Origin of the sequence: Methanobrevibacter arboriphilus (genome assembly GCF_019669925.1) — an archaeon.
In the GTDB taxonomy this organism is placed as follows: domain Archaea; phylum Methanobacteriota; class Methanobacteria; order Methanobacteriales; family Methanobacteriaceae; genus Methanobinarius; species Methanobinarius arboriphilus_A.
Map to the genome: position 1 here is coordinate 790,668 of NZ_AP019779.1, position 21,870 is coordinate 812,537.

19 protein-coding genes and 2 CRISPR repeat arrays are annotated in these 21,870 nt (G+C 25.0%); of the genes, 4 read left to right on the top strand and 15 right to left on the bottom strand.

What is annotated here, in order from left to right; genetic code table 11:
• Positions 1 to 103 precede the first annotated feature (103 nt).
• From MarbSA_RS03495 to hdrC, 3 genes are all read right to left on the bottom strand, one after another.
• The gene (locus tag MarbSA_RS03495) at positions 104 to 373 is read right to left on the bottom strand and encodes a DUF749 domain-containing protein (protein ID WP_042701659.1); all 270 of its coding nucleotides are present in this window, start codon (positions 371 to 373) and stop codon (positions 104 to 106) included.
• 454 nt (positions 374 to 827) lie between these two features.
• On the bottom strand, positions 828 to 1,736 hold the full coding sequence (hdrB, locus tag MarbSA_RS03500; protein WP_042704387.1) for a CoB--CoM heterodisulfide reductase subunit B: 909 nt from the start codon (positions 1,734 to 1,736) through the stop codon (positions 828 to 830).
• A gap of 22 nt (positions 1,737 to 1,758) precedes the next feature.
• Positions 1,759 to 2,832 carry a CoB--CoM heterodisulfide reductase subunit C gene (gene hdrC / locus MarbSA_RS10320; protein WP_054835624.1) on the bottom strand — a complete coding sequence of 358 codons (1,074 nt, stop codon included), beginning with the start codon at positions 2,830 to 2,832 and terminating at the stop codon, positions 1,759 to 1,761.
• Positions 2,833 to 3,208: 376 nt separating this feature from the next.
• On the opposite strand from hdrC, the gene MarbSA_RS03510 reads away from it, so the two are divergent.
• Positions 3,209 to 3,964, top strand: a complete 756-nt coding sequence (locus tag MarbSA_RS03510) for an archaeosine tRNA-ribosyltransferase (protein ID WP_221061858.1) — start codon at positions 3,209 to 3,211, stop codon at positions 3,962 to 3,964.
• A 216-nt stretch (positions 3,965 to 4,180) separates the two neighbouring features.
• On the top strand, positions 4,181 to 4,651 hold the full coding sequence (locus MarbSA_RS03515; protein ID WP_042701670.1) for a hypothetical protein: 471 nt from the start codon (positions 4,181 to 4,183) through the stop codon (positions 4,649 to 4,651).
• Positions 4,652 to 5,659: 1,008 nt separating this feature from the next.
• Here the strand turns inward: MarbSA_RS03515 and MarbSA_RS03520 are convergent.
• The 3 genes from MarbSA_RS03520 to MarbSA_RS03530 form a co-directional block, all read right to left on the bottom strand.
• On the bottom strand, positions 5,660 to 8,524 hold the full coding sequence (locus tag MarbSA_RS03520) for a RecQ family ATP-dependent DNA helicase (protein WP_221061859.1): 2,865 nt from the start codon (positions 8,522 to 8,524) through the stop codon (positions 5,660 to 5,662).
• Between the two features lie 419 nt (positions 8,525 to 8,943).
• Positions 8,944 to 9,348 (bottom strand): type II toxin-antitoxin system VapC family toxin, encoded by a 405-nt coding sequence (locus MarbSA_RS03525; protein WP_221061860.1) that lies wholly within the window; start codon positions 9,346 to 9,348, stop codon positions 8,944 to 8,946.
• Positions 9,349 to 9,350: 2 nt separating this feature from the next.
• A complete protein-coding gene (locus MarbSA_RS03530; protein WP_221061861.1) occupies positions 9,351 to 9,794 on the bottom strand; it encodes a hypothetical protein in 444 nt (147 codons plus the stop codon).
• A gap of 369 nt (positions 9,795 to 10,163) precedes the next feature.
• Between MarbSA_RS03530 and MarbSA_RS10490 the strand changes: the two genes are divergently transcribed.
• On the top strand, positions 10,164 to 10,346 hold the full coding sequence (locus MarbSA_RS10490; protein ID WP_054835216.1) for a hypothetical protein: 183 nt from the start codon (positions 10,164 to 10,166) through the stop codon (positions 10,344 to 10,346).
• Between the two features lie 41 nt (positions 10,347 to 10,387).
• A complete protein-coding gene (locus MarbSA_RS03540) occupies positions 10,388 to 11,134 on the top strand; it encodes a hypothetical protein (RefSeq protein ID WP_221061862.1) in 747 nt (248 codons plus the stop codon).
• 254 nt (positions 11,135 to 11,388) lie between these two features.
• Positions 11,389 to 12,146: direct repeats of the CRISPR family, unit length 30 nt; unit sequence ATTTCAATCCTAATATAGTCTGATTTTAAT.
• A 99-nt stretch (positions 12,147 to 12,245) separates the two neighbouring features.
• Positions 12,246 to 13,053: direct repeats of the CRISPR family, unit length 30 nt; unit sequence ATTTCAATCCTAATATAGTCTGATTTTAAT.
• 352 nt (positions 13,054 to 13,405) lie between these two features.
• Here MarbSA_RS03540 and cas2 read toward each other — a convergent pair.
• From cas2 to MarbSA_RS03585, 9 genes are all read right to left on the bottom strand, one after another.
• A complete protein-coding gene (cas2, locus tag MarbSA_RS03545; RefSeq protein WP_221061863.1) occupies positions 13,406 to 13,669 on the bottom strand; it encodes a CRISPR-associated endonuclease Cas2 in 264 nt (87 codons plus the stop codon).
• A 26-nt stretch (positions 13,670 to 13,695) separates the two neighbouring features.
• Entirely contained in the window at positions 13,696 to 14,628 is a 933-nt protein-coding gene (gene cas1b / locus MarbSA_RS03550; RefSeq protein WP_221062048.1) for a type I-B CRISPR-associated endonuclease Cas1b, read from the bottom strand.
• Between the two features lie 149 nt (positions 14,629 to 14,777).
• Positions 14,778 to 16,646, bottom strand: a complete 1,869-nt coding sequence (locus MarbSA_RS03555) for a DUF2075 domain-containing protein (RefSeq protein ID WP_221061864.1) — start codon at positions 16,644 to 16,646, stop codon at positions 14,778 to 14,780.
• 13 nt (positions 16,647 to 16,659) lie between these two features.
• The gene (locus MarbSA_RS03560) at positions 16,660 to 16,977 is read right to left on the bottom strand and encodes a nucleotide pyrophosphohydrolase (protein WP_054834992.1); all 318 of its coding nucleotides are present in this window, start codon (positions 16,975 to 16,977) and stop codon (positions 16,660 to 16,662) included.
• A gap of 118 nt (positions 16,978 to 17,095) precedes the next feature.
• Entirely contained in the window at positions 17,096 to 17,401 is a 306-nt protein-coding gene (locus tag MarbSA_RS03565) for a hypothetical protein (RefSeq protein ID WP_221061865.1), read from the bottom strand.
• A 15-nt stretch (positions 17,402 to 17,416) separates the two neighbouring features.
• Complete coding sequence (locus tag MarbSA_RS03570) at positions 17,417 to 18,025, bottom strand: hypothetical protein (protein ID WP_221061866.1); 609 nt, start codon at positions 18,023 to 18,025, stop codon at positions 17,417 to 17,419.
• Complete coding sequence (locus MarbSA_RS03575; RefSeq protein ID WP_221061867.1) at positions 18,025 to 18,438, bottom strand: zinc-ribbon domain-containing protein; 414 nt, start codon at positions 18,436 to 18,438, stop codon at positions 18,025 to 18,027. Before MarbSA_RS03575 ends, MarbSA_RS03570 begins: the two co-directional genes overlap by 1 nt.
• A 257-nt stretch (positions 18,439 to 18,695) precedes the next feature.
• Positions 18,696 to 19,505 carry a diphthine synthase gene (dph5, locus tag MarbSA_RS03580; RefSeq protein ID WP_221061868.1) on the bottom strand — a complete coding sequence of 270 codons (810 nt, stop codon included), beginning with the start codon at positions 19,503 to 19,505 and terminating at the stop codon, positions 18,696 to 18,698.
• 84 nt (positions 19,506 to 19,589) lie between these two features.
• Entirely contained in the window at positions 19,590 to 21,785 is a 2,196-nt protein-coding gene (locus tag MarbSA_RS03585) for a Tex family protein (RefSeq protein WP_221061869.1), read from the bottom strand.
• Between the last annotated feature and the right edge of the window lie 85 nt (positions 21,786 to 21,870).

Genomic DNA, 21,870 nt, shown 5'->3' on the forward strand with positions numbered 1-21,870 from the left:
ATAATCCTATTAATACTAAAATTAATAATAGTACTAATAATAGTATTAATAATGATATTAATAATTTAAATAATAATATCAAAAATTAAATTGATTCTTTTTATTAACTTAAATGCCCCTCTATTATCTTTAGAGTAGTATGATTAACTTTGGCATCTGCATCCTCTAATTCAGTTTTAATCTGTTCAATATTATCATAAGAATCTAAAAAAAGAACATGATGACTTTCTGTTCCAGTAATATCCAATATAGCTATTTCATCATCATCTTTGACTTCTCTTTTTTCAATTGTAGCTTTAAACTGTACATAAGGACCATATTCTTCAGGTATATCCTTAAACTTAAATATTCCACCCAATGTCGCTATAAACATTAATAATCACCATTCAATCTTTCAAAAATCTATCAATCAATATATAAATCATTTAATATCTATTGGTTTAACTAGTATAAAAAATTATTGATTTGTTGTTGATTTATAATTTTTTTGTAAATAAATCTATTATTAATAAAAAAATTATGGGTAAAGTATAAAATAATTATTAAAAAATCAAATAAATCAAAATAATGTATAGATTATAAAACTAAAAATAAGGTGATAATTAAAATAAGACGACATTAAAAACAAAAAGTCTTAAAAATAAGATGATACTGAAAATAAGAGTAAATCATACATTAAACTATATAATAACAGTTAAAATATCTCAAAATCTGAAAAACAAAATAATAAAACAAAATGATAAAATATAATAAAAATAACAACAAAATAAAAAATAAAAAAAATAAAAAAAGTGGAAAAACCACTAAAATAGTAAATTACAGATTAATTATTCTCCACCAGTAATTTTATCAGAATTAGCAACTATTTTTGCAAGTGCTGGAGCAGAATCAATTAAATGAGAATCTAAAGTTAATTCATCAGCACCTAATCCAAATGCTAAACCTAATAATTGAGCTAAGTGGAAAACAGGAATACCAAAATCAGTATTATACATTTTGTTTACTTCAGTTTGACCTACATCAAATTGTAAGTGACAGAATGGACAAACATCTACAATAGCATCTACACCTGCTGCAGTCATATTATCAAGCTTTTCTTTAGTAAAGCTTGCAGTTACATCTAAATCTCTAGATCTAAGACCTCCACCTGCACCACAACACATCATTTTGTCTTTGTAAGGTACAGATTTAGCACCAGTAGATTCAACTAATTCATCTAAAATAGTTGGTTTTTCTGCATTATCAATTTGAATCTCATCAGATGGTCTTAAAAAGTGACATCCATAGTGGACAGCTACATTTAAATCTAATGGGTTGGTTACTAATTCAGAAAGTTTGTCAACACCAATATCATTGTATAAAATTTGAGCAAGGTGTTTTACTTCAATAGAACCTTTATATTCCCTACCAGTTTCAGCTAAAACTTCATTAATTTCATTTTTCATATCATTATCATGTTTTAGCATATGGTTAGTTTCAAATAAAGATCCAAAACATCCATTACATTCAGTCATTATGTCAGAGCCCATATCTTCTGCAATAGTAATATTACGAGCAGCGATAGAAGCCCATGTTTTTTTATCAAAAGAACCAAATACACCAGGAGCAGGACAACAGGAAGCTCCAGCCATATCATTGAGTTCTATATCAAGTTTATCAAATAAAATTCTTGTTGCTTTTTCAATACCAGGATAACGGTTGTTCATAATACAACCTAAGAAATATGCGATTTCCATTATTATTCCTCCAGTAAAAAATTTATTCAAGCTCTCCAGTAGCTTTGTTGAATCCAATTAAGTCATCGAATCCAGTAATTTCACAGATTTTTTGTACTTCTTCTAAAGCTTCTGGGTGGGAGTGAGTGGTTGGTGGTAATTCATCAAGTCCAACTCTTTTTCTAAGTTCTCTGGTTGCATCATTAATTGGTACACCATGACCAGTTTTTATAACAAAAGAACCAGTAGCCTTGTGTGCAGGAGCCATAAATCCATTTTGTGCAGCAACATTTCTTGCCATTTTAACTATTTCTACAATTTTGATTTCACGAGGACATCTTTCTTGGCAAGTATAACAAGTACTACACATCCATAAGGAATCATCAGAGATTACTTCATCTTTTAATCCCATAAGACATTTTCGTACTAATTGTCTTACTCTGTATGGAGTTCTTCTTCCAGAAGGACATCCACCAGTACAAGTTCCACATTGGAAACAAATTTCTACAGAGTCAATTCCAGCATCTTTAAATATTTGGGTAAATTCTGGATCAACATTTCCTAATGTTAATTTTTCTTCTTCATTTAATAGAGTCATAGTATCTCTCTTTTCTTCTTTATTCTTAGAATCATTATCTGAATGATCTTCAGTATCTTCATCTTTAGAATCATCAGCTTTTTCATCTACAGATTTAACTTTATCAGCTTTCTCAATAGTATCTTCAATACTATTTTTAACTTCATCAGCAACTTCTTTAATATCTTCTTTGACTTCTTCAACCTTTTTTTCAATTTTTTCTTTAGTTTCAGAAGTTTTATTTTTAGATTTATTTTTAGAAGTTAGTGTTGGAGTTTCTACCTCAACCACTTCAATTTTAGTATTTTCAGCTTCAGTAGATTTAGTATTATCATCTTTTTTAGAAACATCTTGAGAATTTTCATTTGTAGAAGATAAAGCTTCTTTTTCTTCTTTTGTATTTGAGTTTGTCTGTTCAGGTCTCAAATCAGATGGTTCACCTGATTTTTTCCGATCCAATACCTTATCTTCAGAATTATTCTCAACTACATCATCGTTTGACCCTGTAACTAGAGCCTTTAGACGTTTGAAAACAGACATTTAAAACACACCTTGGAAAATCATTGAAAAGTATTTAATACCTTTCTTAAATCCTTAATTATAATTAGAAAAACTCTATATATAAAGGTTACTAAAAATTTCTAAAGTGTAACCCAAAAAGCAACAGTTTTTATTTTTTGTATTTTATTAAATAAGTCTTTTTATTAATAAAATCTAAAATTATAATTTTAAAATTATAATTTTATTATTAATTTTATTATATAATATTAATAATACATAAATTATTAACAATACATAAATTACTAATATTAAAAATTATTAAACAATAAATTGTTATATTAAAAGAATTATTCATTATAACAATAATTTATTATAAAAAGAATATTCTCATAAAGAGATTATAAAGGGATAACAAATGGTAGAAAAATTTGAAATAAAAAGTCATGATGGACCAGGAAGACTTGGAAGACTTGGAGACATCCAAACACCAGCAATATTCAATGAAAAAGAGATTGAAAATATATTAGCTGATGATGAACAAACAGCATATAACATTGAAAGAGAAATAGCTGAATGGGGAGTTAGAAGGACTATTAAGAAAGCTGAAAATGAAAAAAATCAAAATCCCAACTCTAAGATAGCTGTTATTCAAGGTTCCAAATATGTTGATTTAAGAATCGAATGTGGAAAAAAGCTTGAAGAGCTTGGATACAATGGACTCATAATAGCTAATGGAGATGATTTATTATTACATCCAAGAGACCTTGTTAACCTAATAGTAGAACTTAGAAAAAACCTTAAACCAAACACTTATCTCATATTTACATTTGCAGAATGTTCATTCATACCTTTGCTTTCATATATGGGAATAGATGGATTTTTAAGTGGATCAGATGAATATTATAGCTATTTAAATGTATTAACAACTCCAACTAAAAATTATGATTTAGAAGTCTATAAACTATCTGAAATGAACCAAAAACAGATAGCTGAATGTAACAAGAAGACTCTTGATTTTGTAGCAAGTGAAGTAAGAGAACATATGAAAAATAAGACTCTTAGAAACCTCATTGAAGAAAGAGGAGTTACAAGTCCACAAAATGCATCTGCACTTAGAATTCTAGATAAGTATCATCAAGATTATTTACAAGAAAATACTCAATTATATTAATTTAATTCAATCATATACTTATTAATATTATGTAATTTACTAATATCAGATAATTTATTAAATTATATTAATTTACTAGATTATACTGATACTAAATACTAAATATATTAATATTAGCTTATATTGATAATTTTAATATCAATTTTAAAAATATAATAATAAATGTAAATATAATAGTAAATATAGATAATATAAATATAATATAAAGGTGTTTAAATGAAAAATAAATATTTAGCTATAATTATAATTGTTATAATAGCTATAATAGCTTTAGTAGGAGCATTTGCACTTGGAATTTTTGATAATAATCAAACTAGTGATAGTAGTGATTGGGAAGTCAAGAATTTATCTGGAATAACATTTAAAATTCCTCCAAAATATGAACAAGGAACGATCCAAAGTGGAAATATAATTGATGGAGTAAATACAGGAAATAGCTATAGATCTGAAGATTTGAGTATTATCATAAACAGTACAAATTGGACTAATGATTTAAATAAATCTATGGATTCAGACTCAGCAGTTATGACTGTTTTAGATATTAATGGACATGAAGTGGAAATATTTAGTGATAATGAATCATCAAAAGCATTTTTCAAGGTTAAAAATAGTACCATAACTATAAATTGGTCTGGAGATAATGTAAACGGAGATATAAAAGCTCTTATTACTAGTTTTTTTAATTAAAAATAGAAAATACTATAAAATATACAATTAGGAGTTATAGATAATGAACAGTGAAAAGCCATTAGCTATAAATCATATAATTTTTAGAAAAATTTCGAAAGATTTATATATTAAAAGGAATAAAGTAACGATGTGAACATATATACAGTTCAATATATGTCATGATTCAGCTGCCTAAATACTCTCTAATAGGTAGAACTATGAGTTGATGTTTAATTAATGCAAATGTCTGTTACCCACAATTATCTTCTCAACCTAGGATATAAAAACAAACACTGTTAAAAATACATATGCATATAATAATTAATCATCAACCCATCTATTTTTCAAGAAGGTTTTAATAATAAAATTTAGAGATGAAATCCATTTTAGATAATTATTTTTTAAATACTAAAAATAATAGTTAAAATATTTTAAAAATAGATATATTTTTTTATAATTATGAAAATTTTTTATTTTTATAAAATTAAGAAATCTTTAATTTTTTAATAATTATAAAAGATATTTCGAAAGATTTATATATTAAAAAGAATAAAGTAACGATGTGAATATATATACAGTTCAATATATGTCATAATTTACCTACCTAAATACTCTCTAATAGGTAGAAAATGAGTTGATGTATTAGTTTTTAATATATGTGTATGATACCCACAATTATCTTCTCAACCTAAGATATTAAAATAAAAACATATACAATAAAAAACAGTAACATCAATTCATCTATTTTTTAAATTAATTATTATAATCTATATTTTAACTTATTGTTTTATTAATTGTATGTTATTTTAAGAAATAAATTTATCTTTTATACTAATTTCAAGTTTACAATAAAAATAATTATAATAATTATAATAATAGCTAAATAAGTAAATAACTAAATAAATAGTTAATTAGGTAAATAGCTAAACAATAGCTAATTAGGTAAATGGCTAAATAATAAATAGCTGAATATGTATATTAAGAAGTTTACATAGTAATTGTTTAAATCTAATTGCTTAATAAATATTAATATTTGTTTTCTGAATTTATCAATTCTAATTTTATATTAATTGTTTGGTCAATTAAATTTATTTCTTTTTTGATATAATCCATGACAAAATTGACATATTTTTGCTTTTCTTTTATTATTTTAGCTTCAACATTAAGATTAAATTCTTTAAATGCACCTATTGTATCTTTATTCTTTCCATGTTTCTCTTTTTCTTTCTTAGGTAAATTATTAAAAATTTTCATTATTCTAATGTCTTCTTCTTTAATCTGATGGTTAATTGCGAGTAAATATCTATCACCCTCTTTTAGTAAACTTAACAAATCTACTTTCTTTTCTAATAGACCTTCATAACTTAAATTAAAAGGATTTTCAATATTTTTGCTTTCATTTTCTAAAACAAAATTTTTAATTTTTTCCATCAAGCCATTATTAATTGAATCACTAACAATCGAATCACTAATAATTGAATTAGTAACAATTAAATTATCTTTTTCATCACCAATATTATCAGTACTAGTAATAATATTATAAATACTCTCATTAATATCAATATTATTATCAATACCCCTATTAACATCATTAATATTATCAGTACCAATATAACTATCAATAATATTATTAACATCTTTATTAGAATCATTATTAAATGTGATTTTTTCTTTATTATTAAATTCTATAGGAGAAAAAGTGTCATCCTTATGCTTTGATTCTTCTAATTTATTTTTTACTTCATTATCCATATATTCTACATTAATATTGTTATATTGATTTTTAAGCCCATAATTATCTGAATTAATTGATTTGATTTTTTTAAAGCTATATTCTTCATTTATTCTAGATTTAGAAGTGTTTCCTTGAGATCCAGCAGATTCATCAATATACTCTTTTATCACATTAATAAATAAATCTCCATAATTTTCTAATTTATTTTTACCTACACCAGAAATCTCTAAAAATTCACTTTTAGAAATAGGCAATTCATTACACATATTTTTTAAAGTAGAATCATGAAAAATCATAAAAGGAGGAATATTTTTATCTCTTGCAAGTTTTAATCTAAGTTTTCTTAGTTTTTCAAACAAAATATCATTATTTTGATCATCATGATAAAATTTATCTATTTCATTATTATCAATTTTATTATTATCCATATTATTTTTATCTATCTTATTATTATTCATCTTATTATTATCTATCTTATTACTATCTATCTTATTATTATCAATATTATTCAAATTTCTATCAATATTAGTTTTATCAATATTAGGAACAATTTTTGACTTATTTTTACCATTGTTTGTTTTTTCTTTAAATGTATTCAATTCATCCTTTGAAATTTTCATATTTAGAGATACTAAACCATTAATAATATCTTCATAATTCTTTCCTAATTTAATTACAGGATACCTATTACCAGAAACTCTAAGATATTTTTTATTAACCAAAAAATCAATAACTAAGGCAATTTCTTCTTTAGACTTATGATTTAATTTATTAAAAGCAGGACTTTTATCAAAGCCTAAATCTCTTATTTTTTTAGTATTGCTTCCTTTTAAAATATTAGTTATTATTCCTTTTCCAAAGCTTTTATTAAGATTATTAATATAGTTTATAGCTGAGATTATGTGAAATGTTTCCTCTTCAACATCTAATTCATCAAAATCTCCAGTACAATTAAAACAATTCCCACAATAACCATTTGTATTTTCACCAAAATAATTTAGTATATATTGTCTATAACAATCTCTTGTTGTACAATATTCTTGAATTTTATTTAATAATTGAAAATTTTGATTTATCACTTTCTTTTTTAATTCATCATTTTTATAATCATATTCAGCTGTTTTCTCTATTAAAAATTTATTTATCATCACATCTTGAGGAGAATAAAGTAAAATACATTTAGCTGGTGAACCATCCCTTCCTGCCCTACCAGCTTCTTGATAATAATTTTCTAAATTTTTTGGCATATTATAATGAATAACAAAGTTTACATTAGATTTATCAATTCCCATTCCAAAAGCATTAGTAGCTACAATAATAGGCTTTTCATCTAAAATAAACTTTTCTTGATTAATATTACGTTCATTTTTAGCTAAACCTGCATGATAACGAGTTACATTATATCCTTCGTCAATCAATTTACTAGATACTTCTTCTACTGCTTTTCGAGTATTACAATAAATTATACCAGAACTGCCCTCTTCAGACTCCAATATTTTAAGAAGTTCTTGAAATTTTTTCTTAGGTTTTCGAACTTCAAAATACAAATTTTCCCGATCATAACCAGTATTAACAATTTCAGCTTCTTTAAGGCCAATTTTTTTAACAATATCCTTTTTAACATTTTCAGTAGCAGTTGCTGTAAAAGCAGATATAACAGGATTTCCTTCAAGTTTAGATATAAAATCACGGATTTTAAGATAAGAAGGTCTAAAATCATGCCCCCACTGAGAAACACAATGTGCTTCATCAACTGCAACCATACTTATCTTATTTGTTTCAATAATCTCTAAAAAATCCTCTGATTCCAACCTTTCTGGAGCAATATAAATAATTTTATACTTTCCATTGTTAATATCATTTATTACAGAATAATATTCACTAGAAGATAAAGAAGAATTAATATAAGCAGCATCAATACCACTTGCCTTAAGAATATTCACCTGATCTTTCATTAAAGAAATAAGTGGAGATAAAACAATAGTAAGCCCATCAAAAATTAGCCCAGGCAATTGATAACAAATAGATTTTCCAGAACCAGTTGGCATTATCCCTAAAACATCTTTACCTGATAAAATACAATTAATCAAATCTTCCTGACCTGAAATGAATGAATCATAACCAAAATAATTCTTTAAAAGTTGTTTAGATTCCATGTTATCCTAAATGTTTTCCTTGTTTAATTGGTTTTTATTAATGATTTAAATATAATCAATCTATTAAATCGAACCAATCTTCATATATAATTGCTTCTTTATACCGATGAAACTTTTATAATTAAGTTTATCATAAAAATCATTAATATATAATTTAAATTTTTGATAATATAAAGAAACACCAAGCATATGAAAAGTAATATATCTCTAAAAAACATGAAAATAAAAAATAGTAACATGAATTCATCTATTCTAAATTATAAAATAATTATTAACTATTTTTAAATTATAAAATAAAAACAAATATAAACATGATTAAAAAATGAAATTCTCCTTTTAAAACCTATAAAATCTTTTAAAAGTATAAATAAATTGAAAATAAGGATAATAATTTAATAATAATAATTAGAAAAATAAGCTCAACAAATTTTAACAATGCCCTCAATATTATCAAAATGATCATCAAAAGTAGCTATTTTTTCAATACCTAAATCTCTCATTAGTGCTATATATACAGAGTCAAATAAAGGTATTCTTTCTTTATTTCTATTAAATCCCCTTTTAAGTATATTAAATCCTTTATTATAAAAAGTAGCATCATTTAAAATTTTATAAGCAATATTCAATTCTTCATAAACTTCTGATATTAAATCTAGGTCTAGATTTAATTTAATGTTCATAACAGTTATAACTTCCATTATTACAAGATTAGATATCACCTTTTCTTCATTCTCAATTAAATTATATATTTCATTAGCTCTTTCATGCTCATTACTTGTTTCAATATATAAATTAATTAAGAAATTAGCATCTAAAAAAATCATAATCAATACTCCATATTTCTTATTTCTCTTATTGCTTTAGTTGTGTCAAATGGTTTGTCTGTTTTGATTATACCAATCATTTTTCTACTTTTTTCAGGATCTGGATTATAAGTATCTTTATTAAGTATCAAATGTTCAGGTATTTTATTTTTTATTTTAGCATTAATTCCTTTTTTTATTATTTCATTTATAGCTTCTTCTTCACTGATTTTTTCGTTTTTAGCTATTTTACTAATTTTTTTTAATAAATTAGGGTTTATATTTTCTATTAATATAACTCCCCCATCATCTTTAATTAAGCTATGATCTCCATTATTATTCTTTAAACCTTGTTTAATGAATTTTTCTAACAATTTAGTTTGACTAGTTCCGAGTTCAACAGCTTTCATCTTTAAATCTTTTAATAAATCTATGTTTAATGTAAAGCTAGTTTTTTTCTTAGACATTTATAAACACCTGTTTAATATAATTAATGTATAATTATTATATAATTATGAAATTATCATTATTTAGTTATTTCGGTATTTCCCTAAATAGGTATTTTCTATTAATATATCAATATATAAATTTTTAAAATATAATTAATTACAATCAAAGACAATATACAAACTGAGAATAGCTATGAATAAACTAAGATTTACAGTGACAGGATACTATTTTTATGATGGAATAATTCCATTTGAAGAAAACAATATCTTAAATTAATCAAAGAGCCAGATAATGATTATGACCATGAAGCTATTAAAATAGAAGATCTTTCTGGAGAAAAAGTAGGTTATGTAGCTAATTCTACTAATACAGTCATTAAAGAAACAATGAGTGCAGGTAGAATTTATGATAAAATTGAAGAGATTAGCTATTGTAAGGTTAATGAGATAAATAGCTATGGAATTATCTGTGAAATAGTTGATAAAAACAAAGTAAAAAAGAAATCAACTAATAAAATTATGAAGAAGATTAAAAGTAAGTTTTTTAAGAAGAATAAGTTGGAAAAATAGAAATTTATAAAGAATTTATTGAATATTAAAGAGGTAGTAAAATGAATAATGAAGAAAACTATGAAACAATAGAAATTAAAATTCCTAATAATATAAGTAATATTAGTGAAGAAAAAATAAATGAATATAAAAATTCAAAAGAATGGGAAGAATTAGATGATTTATTTAACAAATTACAAATCTCAGAAGAACACGAAATTAAAGATATTTTATTAAAAATAATATCTTATGGAGAAATTGTAAAAGTCAAACATGATTATAAAATGAATAATCTTAATGAAAATGACATATTATCCCAAGAATTTATATTGCTTCCAATATACATGAATATGCTTCCTGAAAAAGCTATTGATTTAATTTCTAAAAGATTTTCCGATGATAAAAATCTAATTGAAGAATCATTGATACAATTAGATGAAATAATGAGAGATAATAAAATAGATGAATTAATTGAAATATTAAAAAATGCTAGAAAAGCTGAAAAACACGAAATAGCCAATGGTGCTATGGGAGAATTATATAGATATAAAGAATATGCACTTCCAAAATTAAAATTAGTTGCTGTTGATCCAGAAACTGGTCAAAATTTATTAAATGATTTAGGTACAATTATAATAACAATAATATTAGGTGAAGAGGAATATTATAATCTTTTTCAAAAAGCCATAGATGAAGATCCTGAAATATGGAAACCTGCACAAAAAAAAATAAGAGATATTATAAATAGTATTAATGTGTCTCCTTATTTTTTAAGACATCCTGAAGAACTTACAAATATTGAAATATAAGATATATTAATCAAATTGATCTTCTAATTCCTATTTAAACTTTACATTTTATTTTAAAAAATCATACTAATCAAATTCAAGGAAAATATTGTTCTAATTTCTCTCAAATATAATAATATATTATCAATTTTAAAATGCAAAACTAGCTAAAGATGATATTATAAGTATTAAAATAATTTAGCTTCAATTGAATTCAAGTTTTTATTTAAATTAATTATTTTTATAAAAATATATTATATTAATATTTAAATGTATTTCAATCCTTAATATAGTCTGATTTTAATATAATATTGATATGATCCTAACAGATCCTCCTTAATTTTAATCCTAATATAGTCTGATTTTAATAAAGGTAGAGCAGTATAAATGTAAGCATATAAAATTTTATTTCAATCCTAATATAGTCTGATTTTAATTAGATGATTTAGAAGTTATTAACCCTGAAGCTTTTACATTTCAATCCTAATATAGTCTGATTTTAATTGATAAGTTAGTTTTTGATGTGTAGCTTTTTTAACAATTTCAATCCTAATATAGTCTGATTTTAATCAGGAGTTGACACAGAAAATACAATCAACACGATTAGATTTCAATCCTAATATAGTCTGATTTTAATCTGATTTATATATTTCACGAAGAACTTTAAATTCAGTATTTCAATCCTAATATAGTCTGATTTTAATCTGATAAAGGCTATGTAACAAAAGACATGATTGTATTTCAATCCTAATATAGTCTGATTTTAATAAAGTAAAAGCGCAACTACTCAGTTTGCTAAAGCTATTTCAATCCTAATATAGTCTGATTTTAATCAGGAGTTGACACAGAAAATACAATCAACACGATTAGATTTCAATCCTAATATAGTCTGATTTTAATAAAGTAAAAGCGCAACTACTCAGTTTGCTAAAGCTATTTCAATCCTAATATAGTCTGATTTTAATCAGGAGTTGACACAGAAAATACAATCAACACGATTAGATTTCAATCCTAATATAGTCTGATTTTAATTATAATTCATACTTCCTACAAAATAACATATTTCAAGATTTCAATCCTATAGTCTGATTTTAATTCAGTCCACTTTCCCAATACTTGTTAATGAACCTGCATTTCAATCCTAATATAGTCTGATTTTAATTAAACACTTTAATATGGTTAGTAATAACCTTAATAAATTTCAATCCTAATATAGTCTGATTTTAATCCTGATTTATCTTCTAGTTTTAGATGTGGAAATTCATTTCAATCCTAATATAGTCTGATTTTAATAAAGATTACAACCATGATCGAGCTTATAATAAAGAATTTCAATCCTAATATAGTCTGATTTTAATGGAAAATCTTCTGTTAAACCATTTTGCGTTGGTTCATTTCAATCCTAATATAGTCTGATTTTAATTTAAATATGTGATAATATTATAAAATTGTATTAAATTTCAATCCTAATATAGTCTGATTTTAATAAAATACTAATTTTAAGCTTGAAGATATTGAGCAATTTCAATCCTAATATAGTCTGATTTTAATTATTAACATGGGACATAGAGTAAAAGATGCATTAAAATTTCAATCCTAATATAGTCTGATTTTAATGGGAGTAAACTAAGTCAGTTAGGAGAAGTAGAAGTATTTCAATCCTAATATAGTCTGATTTTAATATCTGCTGATTGATGTAATTGTTTTAAATATCTTGTATTTCAATCCTAATATAGTCTGATTTTAATTATTGTTTATAGTAAAATTGACAGGTCGGGTTACTATATTTCAATCCTAATATAGTCTGATTTTAATCAGGAGCAATCCTGTATGTTCCATCTATTATAATTTCAATCCTAATATAGTCTGATTTTAATATTCATTTTGTTTATAACTATTCCAGTTTCATAATTTCAATCCTAATATAGTCTGATTTTAATAGGGCAAAAAATTTTTCTAAATTCCCTATAAGTGATTCTAATTTCTCGTATGAAACATTTATATTTTTCTATCAAGAATAGAGTTAATATTTTAAATGCTTTAACGACTAAAAAATATTAAATGTTGGAGTAGAATAATATGAATAAATTGATAAAAACAAATTTCAAGATATAATAATCTGGTAAAATATGAAAAAGTAATCAAATTTATTCTTTTGATTAATAAAAATTATAGTAATAAAATTATATCTTAAAATAATACTAAAAAAATCAGCAAAAACGAAGCATGAAATATCAATAAAATATAAAAATTAATTCAGAATGAATCGATAATAAATTATAAAAGACTAATTCAGAGAATCCCTTCAATGGGAGATTTCTCAATACCCAATATTTCTCTTTGCATTGCTTCTTCCAATCTTAATTTATAAATAATTATTGAATCTTCATTAATATTTATTATATCATTTAATCCAGATGCAATAAGATTATATTCACTTTTAGTAGCTTCCCCTTCAAAAACAGAATTTTGAATCCAGTATAAATATTGTCTGAGAAAACTTTTAACCTTATTAACTCTTTCAACTTTAATATCATAAACAATAATTAAATACATAATATCACTTTTTATTGTATAATAAATTACCACCATATTACAAAAGGATTGTATTTTTTATTTCCTAAAATATGTTTAACAAGTTTATATGATTCTAATCTTATTAATCTACGATAAGAAACTTTTTTATTTAGATCACGATGTTTAATAGTTTTTTCAAGCCTTTTATTATACTCTTGGACAAATTTAACCCTTCCTTTATCATTCAAAAGACAACAATTTAAATCTTGATCAAAATCTTCTTCAGATATCATATTCTTATTCACTAAATAAAAAATCAATCTATCTACAAAAATAGGTTTGAATATTTCGCTTAAATCTAGGGATAAAGAGAATCTTCTCTCAGAAGGTTCATGAAGAAAAGAAATTGTTGGATTTAGTTGAGTGTTATAAATCTCGGTTAATGTTGTTGAATACATCAATGAATTTCCAAAACTTATTAATGAATTAATCATGTTTTTAGGAGGTTGTCTACTTCTACCTTCCATTTTAAATTCTTCTGGAAGTATTTCATCAAATTTTTCATAATATTCTGCCCGGATTCTTCCTTCAACATTCATAATTTCAGTTATCAACTTACATGAATTTAAACTATACAAAGTTTCATTTATTGAATTTTCTATTTTGTAATAAGCTAAAACTTTCATTATATTTTTTGCAGACCCTTCAATAAAAAGTTTAGCTAATTCAATTCTTTTTTCACTATCTAAATATATTTCAGCCTGTTTAACAACCAAATCTCCTGATAAAAGCGTTTCTCGAGGATAAAAACTGCCATTATAAAAACCATAATAGTTAAAAAAATGGATTGGGATTCCTGATTTAGCAAAAAGGCTGATTACTTGAGAAGATATTGTTATTTGACAATATGCATAAACAGAATAAATTTTATTTATAGGTATTGGTTTTTTACCTTTTTCATTAACAAAATAAATAGTATTTTCTTTTAAATCTAAAATTTTTCACACACCATAGTATATGATGAAATGATTAATATATTTGATTTATATAATTACTCAGAATTTTTTACAACCCATTATGATAAGCTAGATTTTTATTTTTTTTTTGTTTTACTAATATAAATCGTTAAAAAGATTTTTTAAAGAATTTAAACTAACTTATTATTAAAATACTCCTGTAAATTTTCATCAACACAATAAATATAACAGCCTTTCATTCCTCGTGTCATTAATGTCCTATAAGTATTTTTTATAATTTCATCAGCTATTTTAACAGCCTTTTCTGGTTCTTTTTTATATAATGTCTTGATCCCTTTTAAAGATTGATCTGTTCTAGCTCTTTTAAAAAAATCAGTTATTATTTCCCCATCTTCATATCTCATGTCTTCTCCTATGATTACTCCAACATAATCAAATTCAAGACCTTGAGATGTATGAATACATCCCACTTGATCAACAGATGTTTCCCCTATTGCCCACAGCTCATTATTCAAATTCCAACTCATTTCAAAGTTTTCTTCCGGAATTGATATATCATGAACATCTGGATCATTTTTACCTTTACCATCCCAATTCCAACAATATCCTGCAAGAAGTCTTGATTTATTGTTTCGTTTGTTTTTGTTATATATTATCTTTTTTAATTCTAAAGGACTATCTACTACTTTAAATTCATAATCAAAATTATCTTCCCAATCAAAATTAGCTGTTTTTTCGATTTCCAATACATTATTTAACCAAGAAAGATAACCATCTGATCCATTACATCTGAATTGTGATTCTAGTTTCATTTCTTTATATTCTGCATTAAATTCTTTTGCAAAATGTTTTATTGTTTGAATATCACCAATGTCTTTCATTGTTACTCTTTGATATTCATCAATAAAGAAAATTGAACATTTAGAAGCGTTTATTATCTCTTTAATTTGATGTTCGCCTTGATTTCCATAGAATCCACTTTTTTCATTTAATCTATGGGCTTCATCTACAACTAAAGAATCAAAAGTATCTTTTTCAGAATTCATATAGGTTCCAGATGATTTAAATAAATTTTTAACATATTCTTGAGTATATTCTCCTTTAAGTTTTTTAAAGAAAACATCTCGAGGAGCTGAATTTTTTGTAACGTATTGGGAAACCATTTTATTATTAATAAACTCAACTAATAGATTAATAGCTACTACAGATTTTCCAGTTCCTGGACCTCCTTTTACAACTAAAACTTTTTTATTATTGTCTTTTACAGATGATAAAGCCATATTTTTAGCAGATTCATAAACAATTTTTTGTTCATCAATCATCATAAATTCTTTATTTCCTTTTAACATATTTAATAAAGTATCTTGTAGTCTCTTTGAAGGCCGAATTTTACCATTTTGAATATGATAAATTATATCTCTATTATCTCCATATTTTATATATTGACTAATAAATGATCTTAATTTTTCTACATCTGTTTTTCCAAATATTGGAGCATATTTAACATATTCTCCATACACATCAGTATCATTAATTGGATCATTAGGAGTGAGTTTATAATTATGTAAAAATGCACATGGATATAAACCAATATTTTCTGTTTCTACTGATTCAATAAAGTCTTCTATCAAATGTTTATATGACAATGCTTGGTAAGATGGGTGAGTAGTTTCTCTTACTCCTCTTCCAAGATAAGTTTTTACGATGCCATCTTTTTCAGATACTTTTTCAATTTTTTCCCATTGCTTTAATTCTATTATGACAGCAGCTTTATGATTACTACTACAACCACTTAAAATAAAATCTATTCTTTTAGAAGTTAAAGGAATGTTATATTCAATTGCTACTCCAGTATTATTTGGAAGGTTATTATAATTCAATACTTTATACATATATTCCATTGAATTTTCCCAAGACCTATATTCAGACGGACTTGGCTTTCCAAAACGTGTTTGACATCTGTCTGAAATTCTATCTGCAATTTCTCCAGATTCAACATCTTTCATGAATCCTTCTTTAGTTGAGTCATAGATAATCATAATACAAACCTTATTATAATTTATTATATTTTTTAGAATTTCCTTTAGAGTTATCAAGAGGATATTTTTCATTATTTAAATCAATTTTATAATTAATAATATCATCAATATTAATATCTAATACATCAGCGAGATAAATACAATAGATTAATATATCTGCAAGTTCTTCAGTAACTTTTTTTTCATTAAAATCATTATTCCATTGAAAACACTCGAGTAATTCAGCTGATTCAATAGATATAGATTTAACCAAATTTTCAGGAGTGTGAAATTGTTTCCAGTTTCTTTCATCTCTAAATTCAATGATTTTATTAATTATATCTTTATCCATAAAAATCACTTTAAAGTCTACATTTAATACTTAATAAAGTTTATTCAAAATAATAATAAATTTGATTATTCATGCTTCTAAATTATTATATTTCAATATATGAATATTAAATAGGGTATTAATAACATATTTTACATGGTTCATAATGTTGTTTAGCATATGATAATGATACATACTCAATATGTTTCATATTACCATGTACATGGTTGTGATATTTTTCCCCATATTTTGTTATTATTACTTCTCCTCCAGCTGATGTATCTGAATTATCTGATGCATAGGTTGAAGTGTTTGTTTCAACTGTTGGTTCTGGTTCCGGGGTTAATATTCTAACAATTGATAATGAATCAATGCCTATCTTTTTACCAAGAACTTGAGATTCTGCTTTTATTTCAAAATCATTTTTATCATTTGGAATAGACAATTGATATTTAAATAATCAATTATTATCTGCAGTTAATCTTATATTTTCAATGTTTAAATCAGATGATAAAATAGTTATATTAGCATTAGGATCAGTTTTACCAGAAACTGTCAAATAAGTATCATTATCTGTGAAATTTACATTATCTAAAGATACGTAAGTAGTTGGTCTGTCTATATAGACATTATTACTATTTTCTAATTTTCCAGTGACTATAGAACTTACAGCAATATTAACCTCTGTAACATTTTGAGGTATATTAATCTTATATTTAAAATTACCATTAGGATCTACATCAACAGAAACATTATTTAAATTAAGTTCATTAGAAGACAAGTGCACTGTCGAATTTATGTCAGTATTTCCACTAATTATATAATCTGTTTCATTAGCACCAATAGTAGCATCAACTGAATTCAAATATAAATTTGTTTCTGGTTCATAAAATATTGCACTAGAAATAGCACCAACAATAATTGACATAACTATAATCGTTATAAGCCATGCAATAATAATTTTTCCCCATGAAGGTTTCTTAACCCCATTTTGATCATTACTATGGAAATGTGAACTAAAATTTTTATCTTGATCATGGAATTTTTCCCTTAGTTCTTTAATTCCCATTATATCCCCTCATTATAAAAATAATTTCCATGATTCTTTTTTATGTATTTTGCATTTTTATATGCATCATATGTTGCATAAATAAGGAATAACAGAGCCAAAATTATGTTGATATATATTAAAATGATTAATATTACCACAAATATTATACCTTTCAGTATTTGTCCATTATAAAATTGCCCCAAACAAAAAAGAAAGAATGTCAAAATTGCTGCTACAGAAGGATTTTTGTCATATCTAACTACAACATTGTTTTGATACATATCTTTATCATCATTGATGTTCTTTTCTTCAGCTACTTTTTCTTTTGAAATATTCAATTCATTTCCACAATAGGAACAGAATTTATTTTCTCTATTTTTAATTTTTATCCCACATTTAGAACAAAAAATACTGGTTGTTTCATTGCCCATCATATCACCCTTTTATCATATATTTTCGTCTATTTTGTTTAGCTTATATTTTTTTCTATATGATTTTGAGCAAATCGCATTTTTTTATATAAATATGCTTAAAAATAGTTATTATAATACTCATCTCAATTGGATATACTAATTTTTTGAATTTCAAAATTATGATATGACAAAAATATAGAATTTATTTATAAATATTATTAAGTGATATAGAATTTATGAATATGTAATCTTATATAATAAAACACATCTTAAAACTAAATTTCATCTAAAATCTCACGAGGAGCCCCACATACTTCTACCAAATACTCTGCTTCAACTATATGTAGCTTAGATGGAATAGCTATACAATGCAATGGTCCTCCAAAATCAAAATCAATCAATTCACCAATTTTATCTGCTCTAACAACAACATCTTTTGAGCCTACTCTAGCTATTCCTATAGCTAAGGTATCTTCATCAATAATAGCTTCATTATATTTACCATTGGAAATTAAATCATCTTTAACTTTCATTAAATATTCAAGTCCTTGATTTACAGTCATATATCTATCGTTGTGTGCTTGAATATCAAGTAAAACAAGAGTATGAGCATCATTTACTAAGTTATTAGCTATTGCCATATAAGGAGATTGTGGGAAAAAGTTTTCATCTGGAAATGGGATTGTTGTAACTTTTCCAAATTTATAAGCCTGCAGTCCAGAAATTCCAGGAGCTGATGATAAAATAGATGATCCATGAATTACTTCTGTTTCAATTCCCTTTTTTTTAGCTTCTACTAAAAAATCTGTATGGGTGGTAGCTATTAAAGGATCTCCACCTGTTATTAAAGCTACATCTCGACCTTTAATAGCTTCTTTCATAAAAACATTTTCTTCTTCTACTTCATGACGATTTAATACTTTTATTTCTTTTCCTATAAGTTCTTCAATAGCTTTAAAGCTGGATCCAAAAAGATGAGAGGTGAAAAACTCTGCATAAACTATTTCTACTGATTTTAAAGCTTTTAATCCTTTAATTGAAATATCTTTTTCATCGAATAATCCTAATCCTACAAAGTATAACATAAAAAGTTCTCCTAAATCTTGAATATCTTGTCCTTAATCATTCCATAATCAGTTGCTAAAAGTTATTATTAACTAAAATTCACCTTAAATTATCATACTTAGCTGAATTCTTCTTCTTTCAACATCGACATCTATTACTTTTACTTCAACTATATCTCCAACACTTACAATATCGAGGGGGTGATTAACAAATTTATTTTCAACTAATTGTGATATATGTACTAAGCCATCTTGATGAACTCCAATATCTACAAAAGCACCAAAATCCACCACATTTCTTATTGTTCCCTCGAGAACCATTCCTTCTTCAAGGTCTTCTATTTCAAGAGCATCTTTTCTAAGTATAGGTTGAGGCATGTTGTCTCTTGGATCTCTTCCTGGCTTTTTAAGTTCATTTATTATATCAATGAGTGTTACTTTACCAATATCAAATTCATTAGCTAGATCCTTAAAATCATTGCTGGTTAGATTATTTAACTTTTCAAAGTGAATCTTTTTAAGGTCTTCATGAGTAGCTTTAAAATCATTTAAATTATATCCTAAATTCTTAATTAACTTTTCAGTGGCTTTATATGATTCTGGGTGAACTGTTGTAATATCAAGTAGATTTTTTGATCCATAGACCTTTAAAAATCCTGCAGATTGTTCAAATGCCTTTGGACCTAGTTTAGATACTTTAAGGAGCTCTTTTCTATTTTTAAAAGCTCCTTCCTCTTCACGATACTTAATTATATTTTTAGCTATACTAGAGCTTATTCCTGAAACATATTGAAGAAGAGCAATCGATGCAGTATTTAAATCTACTCCTACATTATTAACTGCTTTTTCCACTACACTTTTTAATGATTCTCCCAATTTTTTCTGATTCATATCATGTTGATATTGTCCTACTCCAATAGATTTAGGATCAATTTTTACTAGCTCTGCAAGGGGATCTTGTAAACGTCTTGCTATTGAAACTGCACTACGCTCTCCGACATTAAAATCTGGAAATTCTTCTGTAGCTAATTTACTTGCTGAATAAACTGATGCTCCTGCTTCATTTACAATTACATATTGAACATCGGTTCCTTTTATTATATCTATAATTATCTCTTCAGATTCTCTTGATGCAGTCCCATTTCCTAAAGCGATTATATCAACATCATATTCACGAATAAGCTCTAAAACTCTCTTTTTAGACTCAGCAACTTTATTTTGAGGTTTAGTTGGATATATTATATCAGTAGTTAATACTTTCCCAAATCCATCTACTACAGATAATTTACATCCTGTTCTGAATGCTGGATCCCATCCTAATACAACTTTATTTTGAATTGGTCCTTGCATAAGTAACTGTTCAAGGTTTTTTGAAAATACTAAGATGGATTTTTCTTCAGCTGTTTCTGTTAAAGAAGTTCTAATCTCCCTTTCAATTGATGGTGCTATAAGTCTTTTATATGAATCAAGTACACTCTCTTCAATTAGTTCTTTAGTATATTCATTATACTCAGGTTTTAGTTTTTCAAAATTATCCTTAGAGTGATCAATAAGCATACGTCTATTTAAATACTCTATAATATCATCAACTGGAGCATTGATTTTAACTTTTAATAATTTTTCTTTTTCTCCACGATTAATAGCTAAAATCCTATGAATAGCTATATTATTTATTTTTTCATTATATTCATAGTACATTTCATATTCAGAAGATTTTTCTTTATCTTTAGCTTCAATTGATAGATCACCAGTTTTAAATGTAATTTCCCTAATAGATTTTCTAAAATCAGCATTATCAGAAATAATCTCGGCTATTATATCTTTTGCTCCTTGAATAGCTTCTTCAATTGTAAAAACTTCTTTTTCTTCTGATAAATACTTTTTAGCTATTTCATGAATTGAAACTTCTGTTTTTTGCTCTAAAATTATATTAGCTAAACTTTCAAGACCTTTTTCTCTAGCTATTGTAGCCCTAGTTCTTTTCTTAGGTTTAAATGGACGGTAGATATCTTCTACTTCCACTAAAGTATCTGCTTTTTTTATAGATTCTCTTAAATCATCGGTTAGTTTTCCTTGCTCTTCTATTGATTTAAGAACCTTTTCTTTTTTTTCCTGAAGATTTCTTAAGTATATTAATCTTTCTCCAAATTTTCTTAGTATTTCATCGTCAAGAGAACCAGTAGCTTCTTTACGATATCTAGCTATAAATGGTATTGTATTTCCTTCATCTATAAGTTTTATAGTAGCTTCAGTTTGCCATTCTTTGATATTTAATTCATTTGATAAAGTTCTAGTAATCATTAAATTATAATCTCCTACAATCTAAGATATTCAAATAGATATAAAACCTACATAGAGATATCAATAGATAAATAAGTAAATAAAT